The sequence below is a fragment of the Paenibacillus sp. EB106-05-06-XG162 genome (assembly GCF_058791655.1).
Genome location: NZ_JBYTDT010000001.1, coordinates 134,604 through 153,504, shown reverse-complemented (window position 1 = coordinate 153,504; position 18,901 = coordinate 134,604). Strand labels below are relative to the sequence as shown.

Genomic DNA, 18,901 nt, shown 5'->3' with positions numbered 1-18,901 from the left:
GATAACTTGGGGTGAAGGATATATGGTAACGGAAGGCAAGAGGCTGAATGCGAACGAGGGAAAATTGTTTTTCCGTCCTCCCGGCGTAAAGGTCCAGGGCTTTGCACCCTACTATTGTCACCTCGTGGTTTTCGACATATCGTATGATCCAACCAAAGAACCACTTTATCAAGGTCCATTCTCATTAAATAACCCCGAAGCTGGAACCCCCGAGGAACATTGGAAAGAAATTTTCCCGATGTTTGAAGACATAAGGGATCCAAATTGGGAAATGCTGTTTAGAAACATGTTCGACAAATATGTTCGATCGGGGAATCACGATCAATTCGCTTTAAAAACTTTGTTGATGCAATTGCTGTACAAACTTTATCATACGAGAGATGATGAATTCGTGTTAGCCTCTCGTCATCATTCTCTCCGCAGGCATCTCAATGGAGTTCTTAAAGCGAAAGCGTTCATTGATAGTAATCCGGCTTCATTTATCATGTTAGAACAGTTGTCAGCGCTCGCTGGCTTAAGTAAAAATTTCTTCTGTACGGCTTTCAAAGAAATTGTAGGAGAATCACCTATCGTATACGCTAATCGGGTGAAAATAAACACAGCGAAATTAATGTTGATCGAAACCAATGACAACATCAGACAAATTTCCAGCACGCTTGGATTCGATAATGTCACTTATTTTCATCGACTTTTCAAAAACATAGAGGGCGTTACACCCAAGCAATATCGTGAACGAAACAAGATGCAATAATATCCATATTTATCATCTACAACGAGCATGTCCATCCAACTAGTAGAAAAACGGTCACCACACGGTGACCGTCTAATTTTCCTTATACTTAGATTGTGATCGTCCTGTCGTGATACTTCTTTGAAACAATAAAATCCTTAAATTGATGTGTAAAACTGTCCGGACACCCTGGTGTCCGGACAGTTTTTTGGTTTGAAGCTTAGGATTCAATAAATTTCCATTCTTGACGATGTAGGTTGTTTTTATTTCAATATCGCTCTAGCTACGATTGCAAGATCTTCAACATCAACCTTATCGTCATGATTCACATCCGCTTTCTCATTCCAGCCCGCCTGACCCTGTTGTTTGCCGTATGCTCCTGCAACGATAGCCAAGTCTCCAATCGAGATTTTTCCATCTCCATTGACATCTGCAGTTATTTTCCTGCTTTCGAATACTTGAACTGCTGCATCCAATGCTGCTTGCGCGCTATCCACCTGCTGCTGAGTGGCATTCGAATCGTTCGCTGTCACGCGAGCCGTGTCGATCGCCGACTGCAATTGCGCTTTAGATCCAATCGCATACTGTCCGTCCCCGTTGCCTTCCACAGCTGCATCGTACTTAGCCTGAGCGCTTGAGATCGACGCATTCAAGAACGATTTATCTACAGGTGTACTAGGGATACTAATTTGAATCTCGCGGGAAGCTCCGCCGACCTGCAGTTCATTACCCTGCCCGCCCGCAATGACTACATGATCAACAGAAACTGTCGTATTGGTTGCCTGAGTTACAGATTTGGCCGTAAATTTAAAGGAAAGCAAATCGCCTTGGGCAGGTACGTTCGCGCCCACGCTGGCAGACACAATCCGGATTTGTCCCGGTGCGGTCTCCTTCTGATCAATGACCTGGAATCCGTCCTTCAGCGATGTAACCGATTCAAACTGCAGCTTCGAAGGATCATAGTGAAGCGTCAAATCTTGAGCGTACACTTGCTTGTTTACGATTTGCGTTATGTTGCTCAGCCCAACCTTCAATTCAAATGGCTGACCTACTGTCACTATACCTGCGTCGCTCCATGTGGCTACAGGAACGCTACCAGTTCCCTCTTCTTCATTTGCAATTGCCTGTATCTGACTCGGGGATAAAGCTGTGTCATATATTCTAGCAGCATCTATGAATCCATTGAAGGTTTCAGCACCGTTCTGATTGCCCCCGATATAAGTCCCGGTATCAGGTTTATTCGGACCAGAAGAATTAACCGTTGTGAGTACACTTTTGCCGTTGATATAGAGCTCCCAAGTACCATTTCTCCTTACCGTAGTGATATTGGTCCATTGTCCTACAGGTAACACCGTATCCGATCCTATGACAGCCTTACCGCTAAGCAAAATGGATACCTTATCGCTATTCCCATGATCGAGGAACATGGTATAACCGCTTCTACTTGTATTACCGTTTACTAAGATCTGTTGGCCGCTTGAAGTTGCTCCGTTCCATTTTACCCATGCAGACAAAGTAATATTGTCTGTATTTGTTGTTACCAGGCTTGCGCTAGCATAGCTACCCTTACTACCGTCCAGGCTGAGTGAAGCGCTGCCTTCCTTTTTATCTGTTGAGCTATAGGTTGCGCCTGTACCATTCAATGTTGCATTGAATCCATTCAGACCGTTATCGTTACCATTGCTATTGAAGCCCCACATCGCCTTAAAATTTGTCGGGACTTGAGTCGTATTTGCTGGCAATACAGTTACACTGATACTCGTTGTCAATGGTATGTTGTTCGGATTTACGACCCCTACAGGCAGGGTTACAGTTCCACTTACGGTGAAGGTCTGCTCCGTTTTTTGTGACGGATCATAGGATGAGGTCTCAACATCCCATGTCACACTGCCATCTATACTCCCTGCATTGGTAACCAATTTCACAGTTTGCGGTAATCCGAGAGCTGCCGCTGTCTTTGCCGTTCCGTTAGCCACTCCTGTTATCGCTGCCGGTGCTGTGATTGCTGTGATGCTCTGAACTGTATCTTTTTCGTATACCAGTTCAAACCAGTTCAGATTCCAGCCGCCTTTCACAATACCCAGCCTTATGGTATGCGTGCCCGCAGTTAAGTTAACCTCGTCGGATACGGTCGTCCAATTCTGCCATCCCCCGGTTGACGGGAAGGATGTTATTTTTTTCGAAACACCATCTACAATGAAATTGACGCTGCCTGTATTACCTGTGTTTACAGCTACCCTGTAATTGACTTTATAATTTCCTGAGCTTGGCACATTTAAGTAGTAGTCCATCCAGTCTCCCGGATCAGTCCATCCTACATCCTTTGTCCCCTCAGAGCTGTCCTCTGTTTGAATCCCGGACATAGCAATATAGTCTTCTGCTTCCACTTTGCCAAATGACTTTACCGTAACGCTTATGCTCGTTGTCAAAGGTACATTGTTCGGATTTACGACCCAAGAAGGCAGGGTTACCGTACCTGATACCGTGAAAGTCTGCGCCGTACTTACAGACGGATCATAGCTCGCAGCATCGACATTCCATGTCACATCGGCATACACATTTCCTGAATTCGTAACCAATGCTACCGAGGAAGGCAATCCCAATGCTGCTGCCGTCTTGGCTGTTCCGTATGGCAAGCCGGTTATTGCCTCCGGTGCAATCACCTTGCTGACGACACTGCCGACCACCATTTCTCCTGATGAGAACACTTGAGCTTCCAGGATATCAATCGGGCTGCCGCCTTGACCGCCGCCAGGGAATGAAATTCTTACATAACGCGCTGGCACGATCGGTTTGCCCGGATCAATCGGATAGTTGTAATACAAGCCATCTTGCTCCCAAGCATACAATGTTGTATCGCTTTTCGGTACTGCCAGTGTATTTCTCGATGTCGGCAATCCGCCGCCGGACAATGTGTTTGTTTCATTACCCGATTTCCAATTCACACCATCAACGCTATACTCAATCTTTACTTTGTTAGGTACATTGTAGTAAGTCACATTGTCTGCATTCGGCATGCGGTGATTGAAGAATAAATTAACATGAGTAAGATTATTCAGTTTACCCAAGTCATAGGTCATGCTTGGATTGTTATCACTTGCCGGCGCTACCCACTTTGTGCGATTGCCGCCGGTAGAATCGTTGATTATGCCGTCAGATAAAATTCCGGCGTTATTGCTGTCGCTTGTAACTGTCGGCGTAATTCCGGCTGCTACGTTTACATCCGGAATAAGTGTAATATAGTTACGAGTTGTCGTATATGTCTTTCCGTCTACCGTGATGTCAGCCCAGTAGCTGTACATCGTAGAATTAGCAACATTACTTGTGAAGTGCATTGTGTTGCCGTTTACAACAAACGGTACTTGATCTGCTGGCACTTCAGTTACAATGATTTTGCCTGCAGGGTTGTTGCGTTTACCGTCAACGGTTGCATAATGGTATTTGATATTGGTGGCGCCCATAATATCAACTGCGCCGCCCTTTTGCGTGAAACCTTGGAATGTCACGGGAAGGTCTTTGTTCGTGGAGAATTGTCCCCAGAACAAATTACCGTCCGTAGACATATTAACGCCGACAAGAGGAAGTGCAGCCGAAATTACGCCGCCAGATACCTTTACAGGGTAGGTGTCGGTCTTAACCTGCGGTGCGTTCACGCCGTCATTGTAAGTTGCGGTTACCGTAATTGTCGCTGTACCGTCACCGACAGCCGTTACCAAACCCGTTGCAGCGTTAACCGTTGCAACGCTTGCTTTATCGCTAGCGTAGCTAAGCGTGGCAGGCGCGAAAAAATTGGTGAAATCATTCATATAAGGCTCCGCACGGAGCTGCAGCTTATCCGTTGCAGTCTGGCTGCTGAACAGCTTTACACTTGTCATCGCAAAAGTTCTTGTCGTGTCATCGGTTGTAATTTTCAAGATAGTGTCGATCGGGTCGGCAACAACGCTTGAAGTGTCGATGGTAATGTAGTGTTTGCCCCCGCTCTGTTGTGTGGTGAATGGCAGAGAAATACCCTTGTTCAGCCATTCAACCTTATTAACCGGAGCATTGAAGGGACCAATGCCGCTCATCGAGGCTTGGCCGGTAAATCCTGTCTTGCTCACACCGGAAATGAGGTTTTTGATCATATGCAAATAGACAACCTGATCACGGGACATGGCGTATCCCCAGTCGGGACCCTGACCATGGGCGATTGCCTTCTGCGGGTCGGTATACCATCCTGATTTAATCGTGTAATCCATCGTGTATGGCATAGTGCCATACAGGGACTCGCGCAGGTCGGGACCGCCAGCATTAGCCATCCATTTGGCAATGGAGGTGCGCATATCCGATAATTGCTGCGAGGAAATCGGCACCATGGCAAAGATATTAATGTTATCCAAATTGCTGCTCAGGTTATCCATACCGCGGGTAACCGTTATGGACGAGTCATAATTCATGACATAACCGTGTCCGTATTGGTTAATGAGTTCCTTGGTTGCTTCCGGCCAATTGTCTCGTTCGTTGCCGTTGGCATAAATTGTCCAAACATCCAATGCGGTTGTATACGGATCGTTCCATTCCTCATGGGCGACTTTTCTCGTTTGCGGTAAAACACCATTCCCCCAGCCGCCGTTGTTGTAAGGTTCACTGTGCCAGAATGGACGCTCATGCAGTGTAATATCTTGGTCACCGGTTTGAGGATCCGGGTTTGCGTCAATTAAAACACGGTCGTTATAGTTACGCGCAGAACTCCACGCCACGTCTACATTGGCAGTGTCCTGAGGGTTACCATCGGCAAAAACATACCATGGATTGTATCTTGCGACCAACCCTTGGATATCACTTTCTATGATGTCTTTTCCTTCATACTGTGACGAAAGATACACACCGAACTTCAAGCCGTAACGTTCTGCAGCCTGCTTCGCTTGCATCACTCGGTCTTTGACTTTCCATGTGCCGTCCTCAGCCTGATACAATGCGTTGTATTTGTATAATTTGTTGCTGTCGCTCGGGGTTAAGTTAGCGTTGGGTGACGGCCAGTAGTATACGGTGTTTTGAATGGTTTCTGTCGAAAGCATGGTCATACCCATTTCTTTCGCGGTCTGTGCCCACTCGTCATAGTTATAGTTCGGGTCATACAAGTTCGGCATTGTACCTGTCGTGTGCGACAGAGCCGACATTTTGCCCTGAATAAACCAATCCACCGGGTTTTGCTTAACCGTGATGGTATATGGCTGTGTTGCAGTAAGACCTTGGGCGTCAGTTACCTTCACTGTAAAAGTGTAATCCTTTTGTGATGTGCCATGAGCGCCGTCTGCCACCGTACCTTCAATGTGACCGTCTGCTGCCAATGTCAGACCTGGCGGCAATGCTCCCTCCACAATTCCCCAGGTGTAGCCGGGATTTCCGCCCGCAGCCTGGAATGTAAAAGGAGATGCCTGTGGGGCAATAGATGATGTGTTCTCCTTCCCGTCAATTTTACCAACCATCCATACATATGGATTTTCGTCGTAAGCGTATGGCAGGGTGTTAGACGGATAGTCGTTAGCCGGGACATTTGCATTCCTTGCATCAAACGCATTTTTATCAATAGCAAGGCCCTTCGTAACAATTTTCAGTTGGTTGTTTGTTACGTTGGGTCCCGTTACGGAGTATGTAAGACCGGAAATTTCATTACCATTGTTGTCGGAAAGCCTTGTATAAAAACCGAGGAAATTTCTATTCGCACCGGGGTTTTTGTGCTGAATTTCAATAAGAAGCTTGTTCCAACCTTGTTTTAATGTGATTGGATATTTTGTACCGCTCTTGCTCACGCGAGATGCAGCTTGAGTTTGCTGTCCACTCAGGATGTCATTGGCGAAAAGCTTATACACACCCGAACCGCCGACCTGCCACTGAACCGTTTGCGCTTTTGGGCTGTAAACATAGGTGGCGGCTACAACCCACTTGTCAGTTGTACTCTGTCCTTGCTTCACATCAAAATATCCCATCAGGTCATTATAATCATCATAATTGCGGTTGAAGATCCGGTCATCGAAATACTGCCAGGTGGATGTTTCGGAGTTACTCTGATCGACAATAGACTCGCCAATGACAGGAACGGTGTTTTCAAGTGGTTGCTCTTTGGTAAAAGGACCGGAAACCGCCCACTGATTCATATAAGTCGCAGTCCCGTTCGTTCGAGCTGCTTCTGCCGTTTTCGTATGCAACGAAAGTGACGGAACAACAATCGCACTGACTAATAAAAAAGTAAAAACTTGCTTTATTTTTTTCCTCACCCGTAAATTCCTCCAATTAAGTTTATTGTTAAGTACTTCGTGTTGATCGTTGCTTAACAAATCTGTAGGAACTACTCGATAAGCATCCTCCCCCGTGTTTCAAAAATTCAAAATAATGCGTTGCAATATCACCTTAGTGGATCAACTCACTATTGAATACAGAAAAAAGGAGATCTTCCTCTAAAAATTGGCTACATCGGGTCTTTAAAATAAGCACTTTTCATTAAGATTGTGTTGTTTTTCGATTTTCTTGTATGAAAAAAACCGCCCGGACGATCGCGATCGTCCGAACGGTTATGGGAATGGTGTTACACTTCAATAATTTTCTTCGCAATCGCCGCAAGGTCAACAATATCGATCACGCCATTGTTGTCTACGTCGGCAGATTTGAACTTATTCCAATCCGGATGATCTTTGGTCATACCATAATGCGCCGCTGCGATGGCAAGGTCGGCGATCGAATATTTGCCGTCGTGGTTGACGTCGCCCGGTAATTCCAGCGCCGCCGTCACTTCGACGGTCACGGATGCCGGAAGCGCTTGACGTTCGCTACCTTCCGCATCCCCGATCGTTGCGCTTGTAACTGCAATCGCTCCGCTTGTGTTATGCGGTACTTGCTTTGCTGTAAACTTCAGCTCTATCAATTCCGCATCGCTTGCGATCGCATGGTCTGCCCCTAGACTTGCGAGTATCAAGCGAATTTGTCCAGGCGTCTGCGATGGCTGTTTGTAGACCGTTAGGCCTTCGCTTATGGCAACCGCATCCTGGAATTCATAGAGGTTCGGATCATACTGTAATAGCATATCTTGAGCGAAGACTGGCTCGTGCACCTGCTTCAGACCAAGGTGTACGGTAAACGGATCACCTTTCTTGACCGAAGCCGGACCCGTAAGCTTAACGGCTGTTTGCTGCACGTCACCCTTTGCTACATGAACCTGCGCCGTCACCGTTTCTCCGCCATAGAATGCGCTGACTGTCGTGCTTCCTTCTGCTACCCCAGTCATTACTCCTTTGTTATCGACAGAGGCGATCTTCCCATCCGCCGTCGTAAATACGGCGAACGAAGTAACATCCTTCACCGTGCCGGAGTCCTTATAGGTCGCTGTCACGACCGTTGGCAACGTACCGCCAATGGTCAGGCTGTAGGACGGTTGGTTCAGGCTGAGCGTAAACGCTTCCTGTTGATCATTTTCAAATGTATAGGTGTACTCAACAACATCGCTATATACCATGCCTTCCCCGATTGCCGCGATTTTTAATGTTGTTGATTTGGAGATATTCAATCCTTCGTCAGCGTCGTACAGCTGGCCCTTTGTTCTCGGGTCTGAACCGTCGATCGTATAGTAGATGGATTGACCGTTCAAAGCTGGAATAAGCTTAATATTTTGGCTGGTTGTATAATGACCGGATTCTTTGTCGGCAGTCGGATTAACTGTTTTTTGTCTAGTGACCTTGATATCGTCTACATAATATTCTACATTGATGCCGTCAAAGCCGATCGTTCCGCCTTTGTTCGCTGTATCGGTATATTCAAAAATTTTGTTGCCGTCAATATACGCGGTGATTACACCATTCGTCGTCGTTATTTTATAGTCATGCCAAGTCCCTCCCACAAAATCGGCCGGTGCTGGTTTGGTTATCAAATCAGTATCACCACCGGATCTGCGGTAAAGTGCAAAATCTTTGCTTGCGATCCGGTATTTTAATGAGTATCGATTAAAATTATGACTGCCTGGATCCGTTGCATACCATACAGGCGCAAAATTATCCCATGGCTGTCTTTGAGGGCTTACATTAAAATTATCTATTTTCACTCGGCTCTCAAAGGTATAGTTGCTCCAATTTTCACTGGTGGCTAAATACACCAAATCATCCGGAGACTTCACATGCATCACTTTGTTGGATGTATTCCCCGGTTCTGGAATCACTTCTACGGTTGCATTTTTCTTATTCCGTGAAAATACAGTCGGAGCAGCGCCCTCAAAATTTTCAGCAAAGATATCTAATGTGGGTCCAGTAGGAGGCGGCGCTGTCGGTAAATCCTTGACTGGAGGCGCTTCTTTACCGCCATATACATACAGCTGGTCAAAAAATGCTTTACCGCCGGTGCCTTCCCAGTCCCCCATGCCAATGTAGGAAAATGATGATGCTTCATAGGTTCCGACAAGCTGATCATCAATATATAGTTTCACATCGGTGCCTGAAGTATAGTCAAATTTAAAGGTATGCCAGCCGAATGCTCTCTTCACATTGGTTTGAATGAGCTGGTTGCCTTTTTTGATTTGATAGTAATCCTTCGATACTTTTCCCACTGCGCCTAAACCAATTGCATTTACCCCGTCATCCACACGGATAAACGAGTTCGGCATAATTTCATTCGGTCCTGTGGTTTCAGTTCTGTCGCAGTAGGCATAATCCTTTCTTCTGTCCAAATATTTCACTTCAACAGTTTTGTTCAAAGGGTTTTCGAAGGTCCTACTTACGACAATCCCTCCTGGATTGGCGTCGGCGTTGATCGGCAGCGATCTCTTGCCAACAAGCGGATCCTCGGACATAAAAGCGTTGCCGAAATACATTTCCACCTTGCCCTTTTCAACAGTCCATTTCTTGGTGTTCAGTTTATTGGATGATTCGAAGTCGTCCCCAAAGTAAATATTCTCGGGCGGTGTAGAGTAAGTTTGCTTGGAAACTCTTAATTCACTTGGAAAAGCTGCTGTAAGACCAATGTTATTGTAATCCATTTTCGAATCGTCGAAGGTTTTTAACACATCATACTCTGCGATATTACTCGTTGTATTGTTAGCAATGTACATATCGCCATAGCTGCCTGGTCTGATCGCCAATGAATGAGCTTGCGTGTTCACGCCTTTAATATGGGTTAGATTCGTGCCTGTTGCACCCATGGCTGTATCCAAGCCGCCGGCTGTACATTTCTCAATGACAGAGGGGTCTGCACCTATATTAGCAATAATAAATTGATCCAAATAATTGTATCTGTCCATCGTTGTGTCAATGCCATCTAAATTCGTTGTCAGCTTGTTCGGATCATTGGATCCATGCAGACGATTGACATCTTTGCCCGATAACAGCCATGACAAGAATACGGCGCTATCTTCGCCTGCATCCTGCTGTGCATCATGAACATATACGTCTTTCAGGTGATTGCCAATGGTGTACATGTCTTTGATTTCATCATAGTTTTTGTCCGCACCATTCCAATCACGTCGATAACCGCCTAGTACCAAAATGGCTCGTTTCGGTGTGTTGAAAATTTCTAGATGCGCGATTTCATTTTGTCCCGAGCTGAGTAATGTAAAGCCTACGGCGTGCCCTACTTGTTCGCCTACGTTATGAATGAGGACATTATTGATGATATTATGGTTGTTATATTTGCCGATGCCCGGATAACCGCCGTCAAACATGATACCGCCGTTACCTGTATTCTCGACTACGGTATTCTCTAATCTGTTATATTGGTTATCTCCCGCAAATACGATGCCGTACATGCCTGCGTTTTTAACTCTGGTGTTTACGATTGTGATATGGTTTGCATCAGTAAATGTAACAGCTCCTACGCGGAATTCAGGACGTTCTGCGCTTTCGCTATAGGATGGATTCGTGCTTCCTGCAGCTTCTTTCGGATGGTATCCAATTCCGGCGCCTGCGTCTCCCCAGTTCCATGAGTACGAATAATAGTCGGCAAACTCCGTGTTTTTAATGCCTAATCCATCTATTGTAATGTTATGCACTTGCTTCCCGGGATCTGGAACAGCCGATAAATCAACTTTCCCGTTATTCAGCTTATCTGCTCCTTTAAATTTCAAAACCTGCTGCATCGTTGGCACAATTATGGTCTGATTCTCTATGTTCCCGTCTGCTGCTTTGGGGTAGTAATACAGTACACCCGTTGATTTATTGTAGTGATACTCGCCCTCCACATCCATGAATGCCAGGTTGCCTTGCAGGAAGTACCTTGCCCCGCTGCCTATATTGTATTTGGTGCGGTATTTCTCAGGATAATTCGGGTCTCTTGGAAATTTAAATTCATTGGCCGCAGCATTGATGGTTTGAATCGGAACCGTATTGGTGAACCAATCCCAATCCCCGCCGTCCCACACGAACACCTGTGCAATTTCCTTTTCTCCGCGAGCTTGGGCGTTCTTCATCCCCGTCATTGCTTTTTGATCTAAATCGCCTGCTCTGTATTTCATATTAAAGTTGTTGTTATCCCCGCCTGTTGACCTTAGGTATTCGCCCTTGGCCATCGGAAAGTTCGGGTTGTTGTCACGGTTTCTTGTTCTTGCCATGACCGCTCTTTGGTCGTTGACGTATAAGGTATTAAAATTGTATTTATCTTTATCCAACTGAACTTTGTATACCTTGCCCAGCAATGAACGATCAAGGTCAAAACCTGTAACATCCGCTTCGGCCGCAAGCGTCCATCCTGTGATTCGGTCACCGCCGATGAAGTTCGCTTTGCCGATCCCGTCTGCACTTCGGTAGATTACCTCATATCCGTTGGTACCTGAGTCTTTTTCATTGAACTCCATCGTGCTATCCAGAAAGTAGTCACCCGCTCCGATATTCACGATGATATTGCCTGTCATATTACCGTTCATTGCCGCAACTGCTTTTTTTGCTTTTTTCAGTGTTGCAAATGGTCTTGATTGTGATCCGTCATTGCTGTCATTCCCGCCTACAGCAACGTAAAACTGCGCTTGAATATTTACTTCGCTTGCACTTGCATTCGTAACGGCAACATCCACCGTATAGGATGAGAACAGGATTGCAAAAGCCATTGCCGCAGTAGTTAGTTTCTTAACATATTTCTTCATTTGACTCCTCCTACAAGAAAATGGGATATCTGCTTCTCCGCGATCACATCGTCAGCACCGTCTACTCCATAGAACACTTTCTTCCTTCCCCCGATAGGCGTCACTCCCCAAATTTTAGAATTGATGTATTGTCCTAGCGGTTTCAGATTATTGGAACTACGAGATCGTGCATACACGAAAAAGTATATTTTCTCTAATAAATCCGAATTTCAGTTCTTTAAAAAAGATACTTTTCATGAAAATGATGCTAACCTGGATCTGAGCATCCTTGCAGAGGCGTTTCTATGATCAGATACTAGGCTTCAATAATTTTCTTGGCAATCGCTGCTAGGTCAACAATATCGATTACGCCATTGCCGTCCATGTCAGCCGACTTGTATTTGTTCCAATCCGGATGATCTTTGGTCATGCCATAATGCGCCGCTGCGACGGCAAGGTCGGCGATCGAGTATTTGCCGTCGTGGTTGACGTCGCCAGGCAATTCAATAGACGCCTTCACTTCAACAGTCACGGTTGCCGGAAGGGCATGGCTTTCCTGCCCCTGCGCATCCCCGATCGTTGCGCTTGTCACTGCGATCGATCCGCTTGTACTTTGCGGTACTTGCTTCGCCATAAATTTCAGCTCGACCAATTCCGCATCGCTTGCGATCGCATGGTCCGATCCCAGACTTGCGATAATTAAACGCAGTTGTCCCGGAGCTTGCGCCGGTTGTTTGTAGACTGTTAAGCCTTCGCGCATGGCAACCGCATCCTGGAATTCATAGAGGTTCGGATCATACTGGATCTGCATATCTTGTGCAAAGATCGGCTCGTGCACCTGACTCAAGCCGAGGCGTACGCTAAACGAATCGCCCTTCATGACCGAAGCCGGAGCCGTCAGCTTCACAGCAGTTTGCTGCGCGTCACGCTTCGTTACTTGAACCTGAGCCGTCACCGTTTCTCCGCCATAAGATGCGCTGATTGTCGTGCTTCCTTCTGCTACCCCGGTCAACCCTCCTTTGCTATCGACGGAAGCGATTTTCCCGTCTGCCGTCGTAAATACCGCTAACGTAGTGACATCCTTCACCGCGAAGGAATCTTTGTATGTCGCCGTCACGACCGTTGCCACCGTGTCGCCAATGGTCAGGCTGTAGGACGGTTGGTTGAGGCTGAGCGTAAACGCTCCGGACGGTTGACCGATGACTCTGTATGTCGCTTTTGCTTTTACGGAAGTGCCTGCGACCGTTCCTTCAACGGTATACACGCCCGCTTTGGCTACCATCTCTTTGGTAATCGGCGTCCATGCAACGTCCACGAGTCCTATCGTTCCATCGTTGTATACAGCCTCAACCTGTGCTGGAAGTACAGGAATGACGCCAACGTTCGTCTCTACGGCTACCGCTTTGTAATCGACGATGGATTTTACGTTGTCCTCATTCACTTTGAACACGTTGATCTCCGCAGCAGAAGCCCATCCGCTCATACCCGCCGTAGCTTCAAGCTTGACATGCGATGCGTTCGTTCCCGTAAAGCTTACGGCTTTCTCCGAGCTGTCGTTCGCCCAATTTCCACTAGCGACTTTGGTAAAGGTCGCGCCATCGGTGCTTGTATACACGTTGTAACTTGTAATCTTCCCGTTATCACCCGACTGTCTTGGCAAATAAGTGATTTTATTGACTTTGTAGGTTCCTCCAAGGTTTAAAGTGATCGACTGAGGGAGAACGTCTGATTTATCCCACTTGGTATGCCAGATTGTTTGCGGATTTCCGTCTATCGCCATGGATGCTGCATTATTATCTCCACTAGTTTCCTGGCTTGTTGCCGTTGCCGTCATTTGCGATTGAGGTACAATACTACCAATCGCTGCAATCGTGATCGGTTCGCTTAGAACGGTCACCCCGTCTAAAGTCGCCCTTACAACAACGGTCGCCATAAACCCGTTTCCGATGTCGCCTGTCACCACGATCGTATTGCTGCCTTCAACGATCGCTAACCGTTTATCGCTAAATTGATATTCGAGCGCGGCTTTAGACAAATCCGCTGTTTCTCCCGAGCTTAACAAACCTTCAATCGAAGCAACGACCGGATCGTTCGGTTGAATCGTTGTTTTATTCAGCATAACGCTGACTTTGTCTAAGTAGGAGTTCAGATAAATATGTCCCGACTTATCGACGTATAGATACGTCACTTGCTCTATCGAACGTCCGCCAATCGTCACTCGAATCTTCATCTTGGCCATACCTTCGGAGACAGCCGTGACCAGGTTGGAATCATTCACCGAAATCACATTCGGATTGTCGCTTGTTACCCGAACCTCGATATCTTTGTCAATCAGATCTCCCGCGCCTGTATAAGCTTTAATATCATACTTGCCTGTCGACGCCTCTACTTTCTTGAACTCGTATTCAAAGCGATCGAACAGATTGGACGCATCGATTCCGTTGATGGCTACCTCAAGCAAATCCGTCGTTGTGCCGTTTGAACCACCGTCAAATACAAGTTTGACATATTGCGCGGAGGTGTTAATCGGATATTGGTTATAGAATCCAAAATAAGCATTCCCCGTCGGGCCGTTAACGGTGCTGACATCTTTCCATGCCGTGCCATCCTCGCTCGTTTGAATCTTGATTGTTTTCGGCGTATTGACATAATTTTGTTCTAATGAATTAAAATTGATATTTATACTCGCAATCTCGGACTTCGTCGGCAGTTTAAATTGAACCCAAGCCTTTTCATTTGCCGCCACCGACCATTTGGATTGATCAATATGAATGCCGTCAATCGCTTTGCCATCAACCAACTTGTTGACTGCAGCTTGATTATGGCTAGCTGTAATTTCAGCAATCCTTGAAAGATTTTGATAAGGCAGCAGGTCCATGTATATTTTATTTGTCGTAAATGTCTTGCCGCCCTGCGTTACATCAGCCCAAATAACTCCCCGTGCAGGTTGTTCCACATAAGGCGTTATGATTTCATTATTATTGAAAGTAAACGTATTTACTTCGTTGATCACGACCGGTTTATATTTATCGCCCGCTTTCGGATCGACGATACCGCCATGCCATACAATTTGCGAGGAATCCAGTCCGATGGCTCCGCCTTTCGCTGATCTGCCTTCGATTTGATAGCGAAGTTTCTCTAACGTACGGAACTCGCCGTAGGCCTCCTTCTCATTAACAAGCAAGGTAGCGCCGATCATGCTCTCGCCAACGTAAATTTTGCCGTCTTTTGCTGTTACTTTCAATGTATCCTGTTTCGATAATCCCTCGTAAGTACCGCTTATGGTGATCGTTGTTGTTCCATTCGATACCGGCCTCACGATCCCGCTACCGTTTACCGCTGCGATGCCGGAATCTGCACTTTGGTACGTCAAACCGGACAAAGGAGCTTTGAGCGCCGGGAATGTCATATAGCCTTCAGCATGGATTTGGAGTGACGAAGGCGTTACTTGTTCTCCCATTGCATGGATGTTCGTAAGGGTATATTTACGCGCAGGATTATCCGTTACGATCTTAATAATCGTATCAAGGGCATCTTCCTGAACGTTGGATAGATCGATGGTCAGGCTGTCCCCCGTCTGCACGAACGATGTAACAGGCAGGTTCTCGTTCAACCATGTTACCGATGTCACCCGATCCTTAACCGGTCGAATCGTTAACGTCTTACCGGTAATGACATCAAACCCTTTTTTGCCATCAGGACCCCTCATAATATGAAGATACACATTGTTGTCCCGAGATGTTGCATAGCCCCATTGCGGACCGGTCGTGCCGTTCGGGAAGGCAAATTTCTCATAGTTGCCTTTTCCATCGTCTTCGTAACCATAGCCAGCGAGGTAATATGGCATGGTGCCTGTCGTAGACTCATGTCGTTCCGGCTTGCCGTCAGGCGCGAACCAGCTCGCAAGCCCTTCACGCACATCAATGAACTCTTGAATGGATTTCGGATATCTTGTTGCAACATCTTCTGGAGTATCCCAGTTCGTTCCGCGGCTCATTAATGGCATTTGGTCATTGTTGTCCACGTAGCCTCTGCCGGCATTCATGATCATTTCTTTGGCAACCTGACGGTAATCATCGCGTTTCGCATAGTATGGCGTAAAGTTGTTCTTGGTGTGAACAGACTTCCATGGCTCCATAGGGGTACGTTTTACGAGATGATTTGCGCCTGTATTGGCGTAAATATGACTGGCTTCGGCGGTTCTTAGATCCGGATCTCCATACTCTTCGCCCCATGCATTGGAATTGATAATAATGTCATCGCTGTAGTTGCGAACATTACTGTACATCACGTCATAATTGGCATTCTTCATGGCTTGCGGACCATCGAAATAGAGGTATGCCGGATCATAGCGCTTAATCAGATCCTCCACATTCTGTACAAACACATCTGTAGAGTAGTGCTGCAAGCCGCCGCCTTCCGTTGCATAATACAAGCCGAATTTGATGCCATAACGTTTGACAGCTTCTTCAAACTGTTTTAATCCGTCTATCACTTGGCCATTTTCGTCTTTCGGGTAATATTTCTGTCGTTCATGCTGTGGGTCGGAAAACTTGGACGGCCAATAATAATTTTGTTGCAGCGCTTCAATCGAGACGAGTGAATGTCCCTGACGTTTGGCTCGCTCTGCCCATAAATCGGCGGAGAAATTCGGATCAACGAAGTAGGGGTACGTGACAATCGTGTGGCTTAACGCGCCAACTCTACCCTCTTCAAACCATTTATTCGGGCGTTCCTTGACGGTCAATGTCATCTTCTTCGTCGCCTTATTTCCATTACGGTCAGCGACTTGTACGATAAAGTTATAGTCTCCCGGCTCGCTGTTGATACTAATGATGCCTTTACTGCTGTTGAGATCAACATTGCCATTCACTAACCCATCCGCGATGGTACCATCGCTATTGAGTTCCAAGCCTTCAGGCAATTTCCCCTCTACAATGCTCCACGTATAACCAGGTGCGCCTCCGCTCGCCATAAATTGGAATGCCGATGCTGCAACACCGTATTTATTGCTTGTTCTTGATTTATTCCATACATATGGCCATTCCTTGTAACCAATGGGCATGTTTTGAGTTGGAAGCGGCGTTTTGATGGCATCCTCGGTCGTTAGTCCTTGCGAGACGATTTTGAGGGTGCCAGCTTCGCCTTCAACCGAATGCATGATTCCATTGATCTTATTGCCGTACTGATCTGCAACGCGTCCATAGAACCCGAGATACGCCACATTCTGATCCGCCCCGATCGGAACGTTGTTGGCATTCACATCTTCGGTATACGTATGTTTGATTTGAATCATCAGCTTATTCCAGCCTTGCTTCAGCTGAATGGCTTGCTTCGTCAAATCCTTCTGCACTTCTACAGGCGTGGTTGGCGCAGATACGCAGCGATCGTTGACATAGAGTCGGTAGGACCCGCTGGCGCCTACATTGAAATACGCCTGCTGCTCGACTGGACTGTAGACGTAAGTGTGCGCGTATACATATTTGTTTTTTGTATCGACACCTTTTTTGACCGTAAAATAACCGTACAAATCTTGATAATCATCGTAGTTTCGATTCCAGAGACGGTCATCAAAGTACTCCCATTTCTTACTGTTTACAAACATTTCTCCGACTTTCGGTGTAATACTGCCTCCCGGTTCCTGGTTACCCGGCGGAATGATACCATCTCCATCAAAAACATTAACTTCCGTAAAACCAAGACCGACATTTTTAAGATTTTTCTGTCCATCGTATACAATCAGCAGTTCAACCTTGGAAACATTGTTTACTGGCTGCTCAAGCTCAACTGCGCCAGGGTTTTTCCCTAAAGGATCGATATCGGTGATGACACCGGTTTTTAGAATATTCCCACTCGCGTCCTTTAGTGTGTAATTAACCTTTTGGACATCTGACGTATTGGGAGGCCAGGCGGGATTATGGCGATCAAAGACCTCAATTCGTTTCACTTTGATCGGCTGCTTCCAGGTTAAATACAAGGTCGGTGCAGGATCCCATTTCGGCCAAGTCGAGGGATCTCCAGCGGCATCATGCATTTGAGAGATCCAATTGGTTGTTTTGTCGCCATCTATAGCAGATTTGGGAAGAGCATAAGAAACATCTGTTCCTGTCGGATAATCAACAGCGCTGGTTTTCCACGTGGAGCTTGAAGTCGCGTCGGCTGCTCTCGCCCAGTTACCGTCCATTGGCCTTTCAATCTGCTCCGTTACGGAGTGTTGATATACCTCGATCTCGGAGATACCAGTAACCGATGGGTATGGCGTACGTCCTTTATCGATCTCAACCTTCATCTCCACGACCTTCTTCAGCCCAGACTGTATCGTATAGACCGTTGGCTCGGCTGAGCTCGCCGACGTGCTATTCACCTTTCCGGATTCGACTTTGCTGCCGTCTTCAAGCGTGAATATCAGATGATACCAATTGTTCACGTGACGCGAATCGCCCCATTGTGCGATTTTCACTTCGTTGATGGCAATCGGATCCTTCCATTTCAGATTGACCCAAGGATTAGAATCATTTTCGGTCACCCATTGCTTCTTGGTGCTGCCATCCACGAGATATGAAACAGGGTTCACGGCAAGCGTCGATGTTGACGCTGTTATTTCAGATGCTAGCGGTGCATAATTTACGACCTCACCGACTTGGCATTCATAAATGTTGTCTACGACAGGCGAATCAAAAGGACCTGATACGAGCCACGAGTTAATATATGGAGCGTTTCCCGTTGTTTGCTGTGCGTAGGCTTTCGTGCCGGGAAAGCCAACCATGAATGATCCTAAGAGCATTGTGGTCGCCAATACGCTAGAAGTGATTTTAGTGCTGATTTTCATCATTTCTACCCTTTTCCTCCTTCGTTCTCTAACTTCCGCGCGATTGCTTGCCGTTCACTTATGTACCGATAAGCATCCCCCCCGCACCCAAAAATGACGTCATATGATTACAATTTCACAGTAGTGGAACAGATAAATCTTGAATACAGAAAAAAGGAGATCTTCCTCTGAAAAGTGGCTATGACGAGTCTTTAAAATAAGCACTTTTCTTTAAGATTGTGATATTTCTGCTTATCGTCGCGTAAAAAAACCATTGATCCCATAAAAATGG

General features: G+C 46.4%; 4 protein-coding genes. 1 reads left to right on the top strand and 3 read right to left on the bottom strand.

Going from position 1 to position 18,901, the window contains the following annotated elements; translation table 11 throughout:
- Nucleotides 1-22 precede the first annotated feature (22 nt).
- A complete protein-coding gene (locus AC3WU2_RS00500; RefSeq protein WP_492450340.1) occupies nt 23-751 on the top strand; it encodes a helix-turn-helix transcriptional regulator in 729 nt (242 codons plus the stop codon).
- Between the two features lie 242 nt (nt 752-993).
- On the opposite strand, the gene AC3WU2_RS00495 is transcribed toward AC3WU2_RS00500, so the two are convergent.
- The 3 genes from AC3WU2_RS00495 to AC3WU2_RS00485 all read right to left on the bottom strand — a co-directional run bounded on the left by AC3WU2_RS00495 (nt 994) and on the right by AC3WU2_RS00485 (nt 18,633).
- A complete protein-coding gene (locus AC3WU2_RS00495) occupies nt 994-6,987 on the bottom strand; it encodes a carbohydrate-binding protein (protein WP_492450338.1) in 5,994 nt (1,997 codons plus the stop codon).
- Between the two features lie 308 nt (nt 6,988-7,295).
- Nucleotides 7,296-11,822, bottom strand: coding sequence for a chitobiase/beta-hexosaminidase C-terminal domain-containing protein (locus AC3WU2_RS00490; protein WP_492450336.1), 4,527 nt, complete (start codon nt 11,820-11,822; stop codon nt 7,296-7,298).
- A 295-nt stretch (nt 11,823-12,117) separates the two neighbouring features.
- Nucleotides 12,118-18,633 carry a discoidin domain-containing protein gene (locus AC3WU2_RS00485; protein ID WP_492450334.1) on the bottom strand — a complete coding sequence of 2,172 codons (6,516 nt, stop codon included), beginning with the start codon at nt 18,631-18,633 and terminating at the stop codon, nt 12,118-12,120.
- Nucleotides 18,634-18,901 lie beyond the last annotated feature (268 nt).

What these genes read in the sequence shown, in the direction of transcription:
- AC3WU2_RS00485 (WP_492450334.1), bottom strand. Translation starts at nt 18,633, where the DNA reads ATGATGAAAATCAGCACTAAAATCACTTCTAGCGTATTGGCGACCACA.
- AC3WU2_RS00500 (WP_492450340.1), top strand. Translation starts at nt 23, where the DNA reads ATGGTAACGGAAGGCAAGAGGCTGAATGCGAACGAGGGAAAATTGTTT.
- AC3WU2_RS00490 (WP_492450336.1), bottom strand. Translation starts at nt 11,822, where the DNA reads ATGAAGAAATATGTTAAGAAACTAACTACTGCGGCAATGGCTTTTGCA.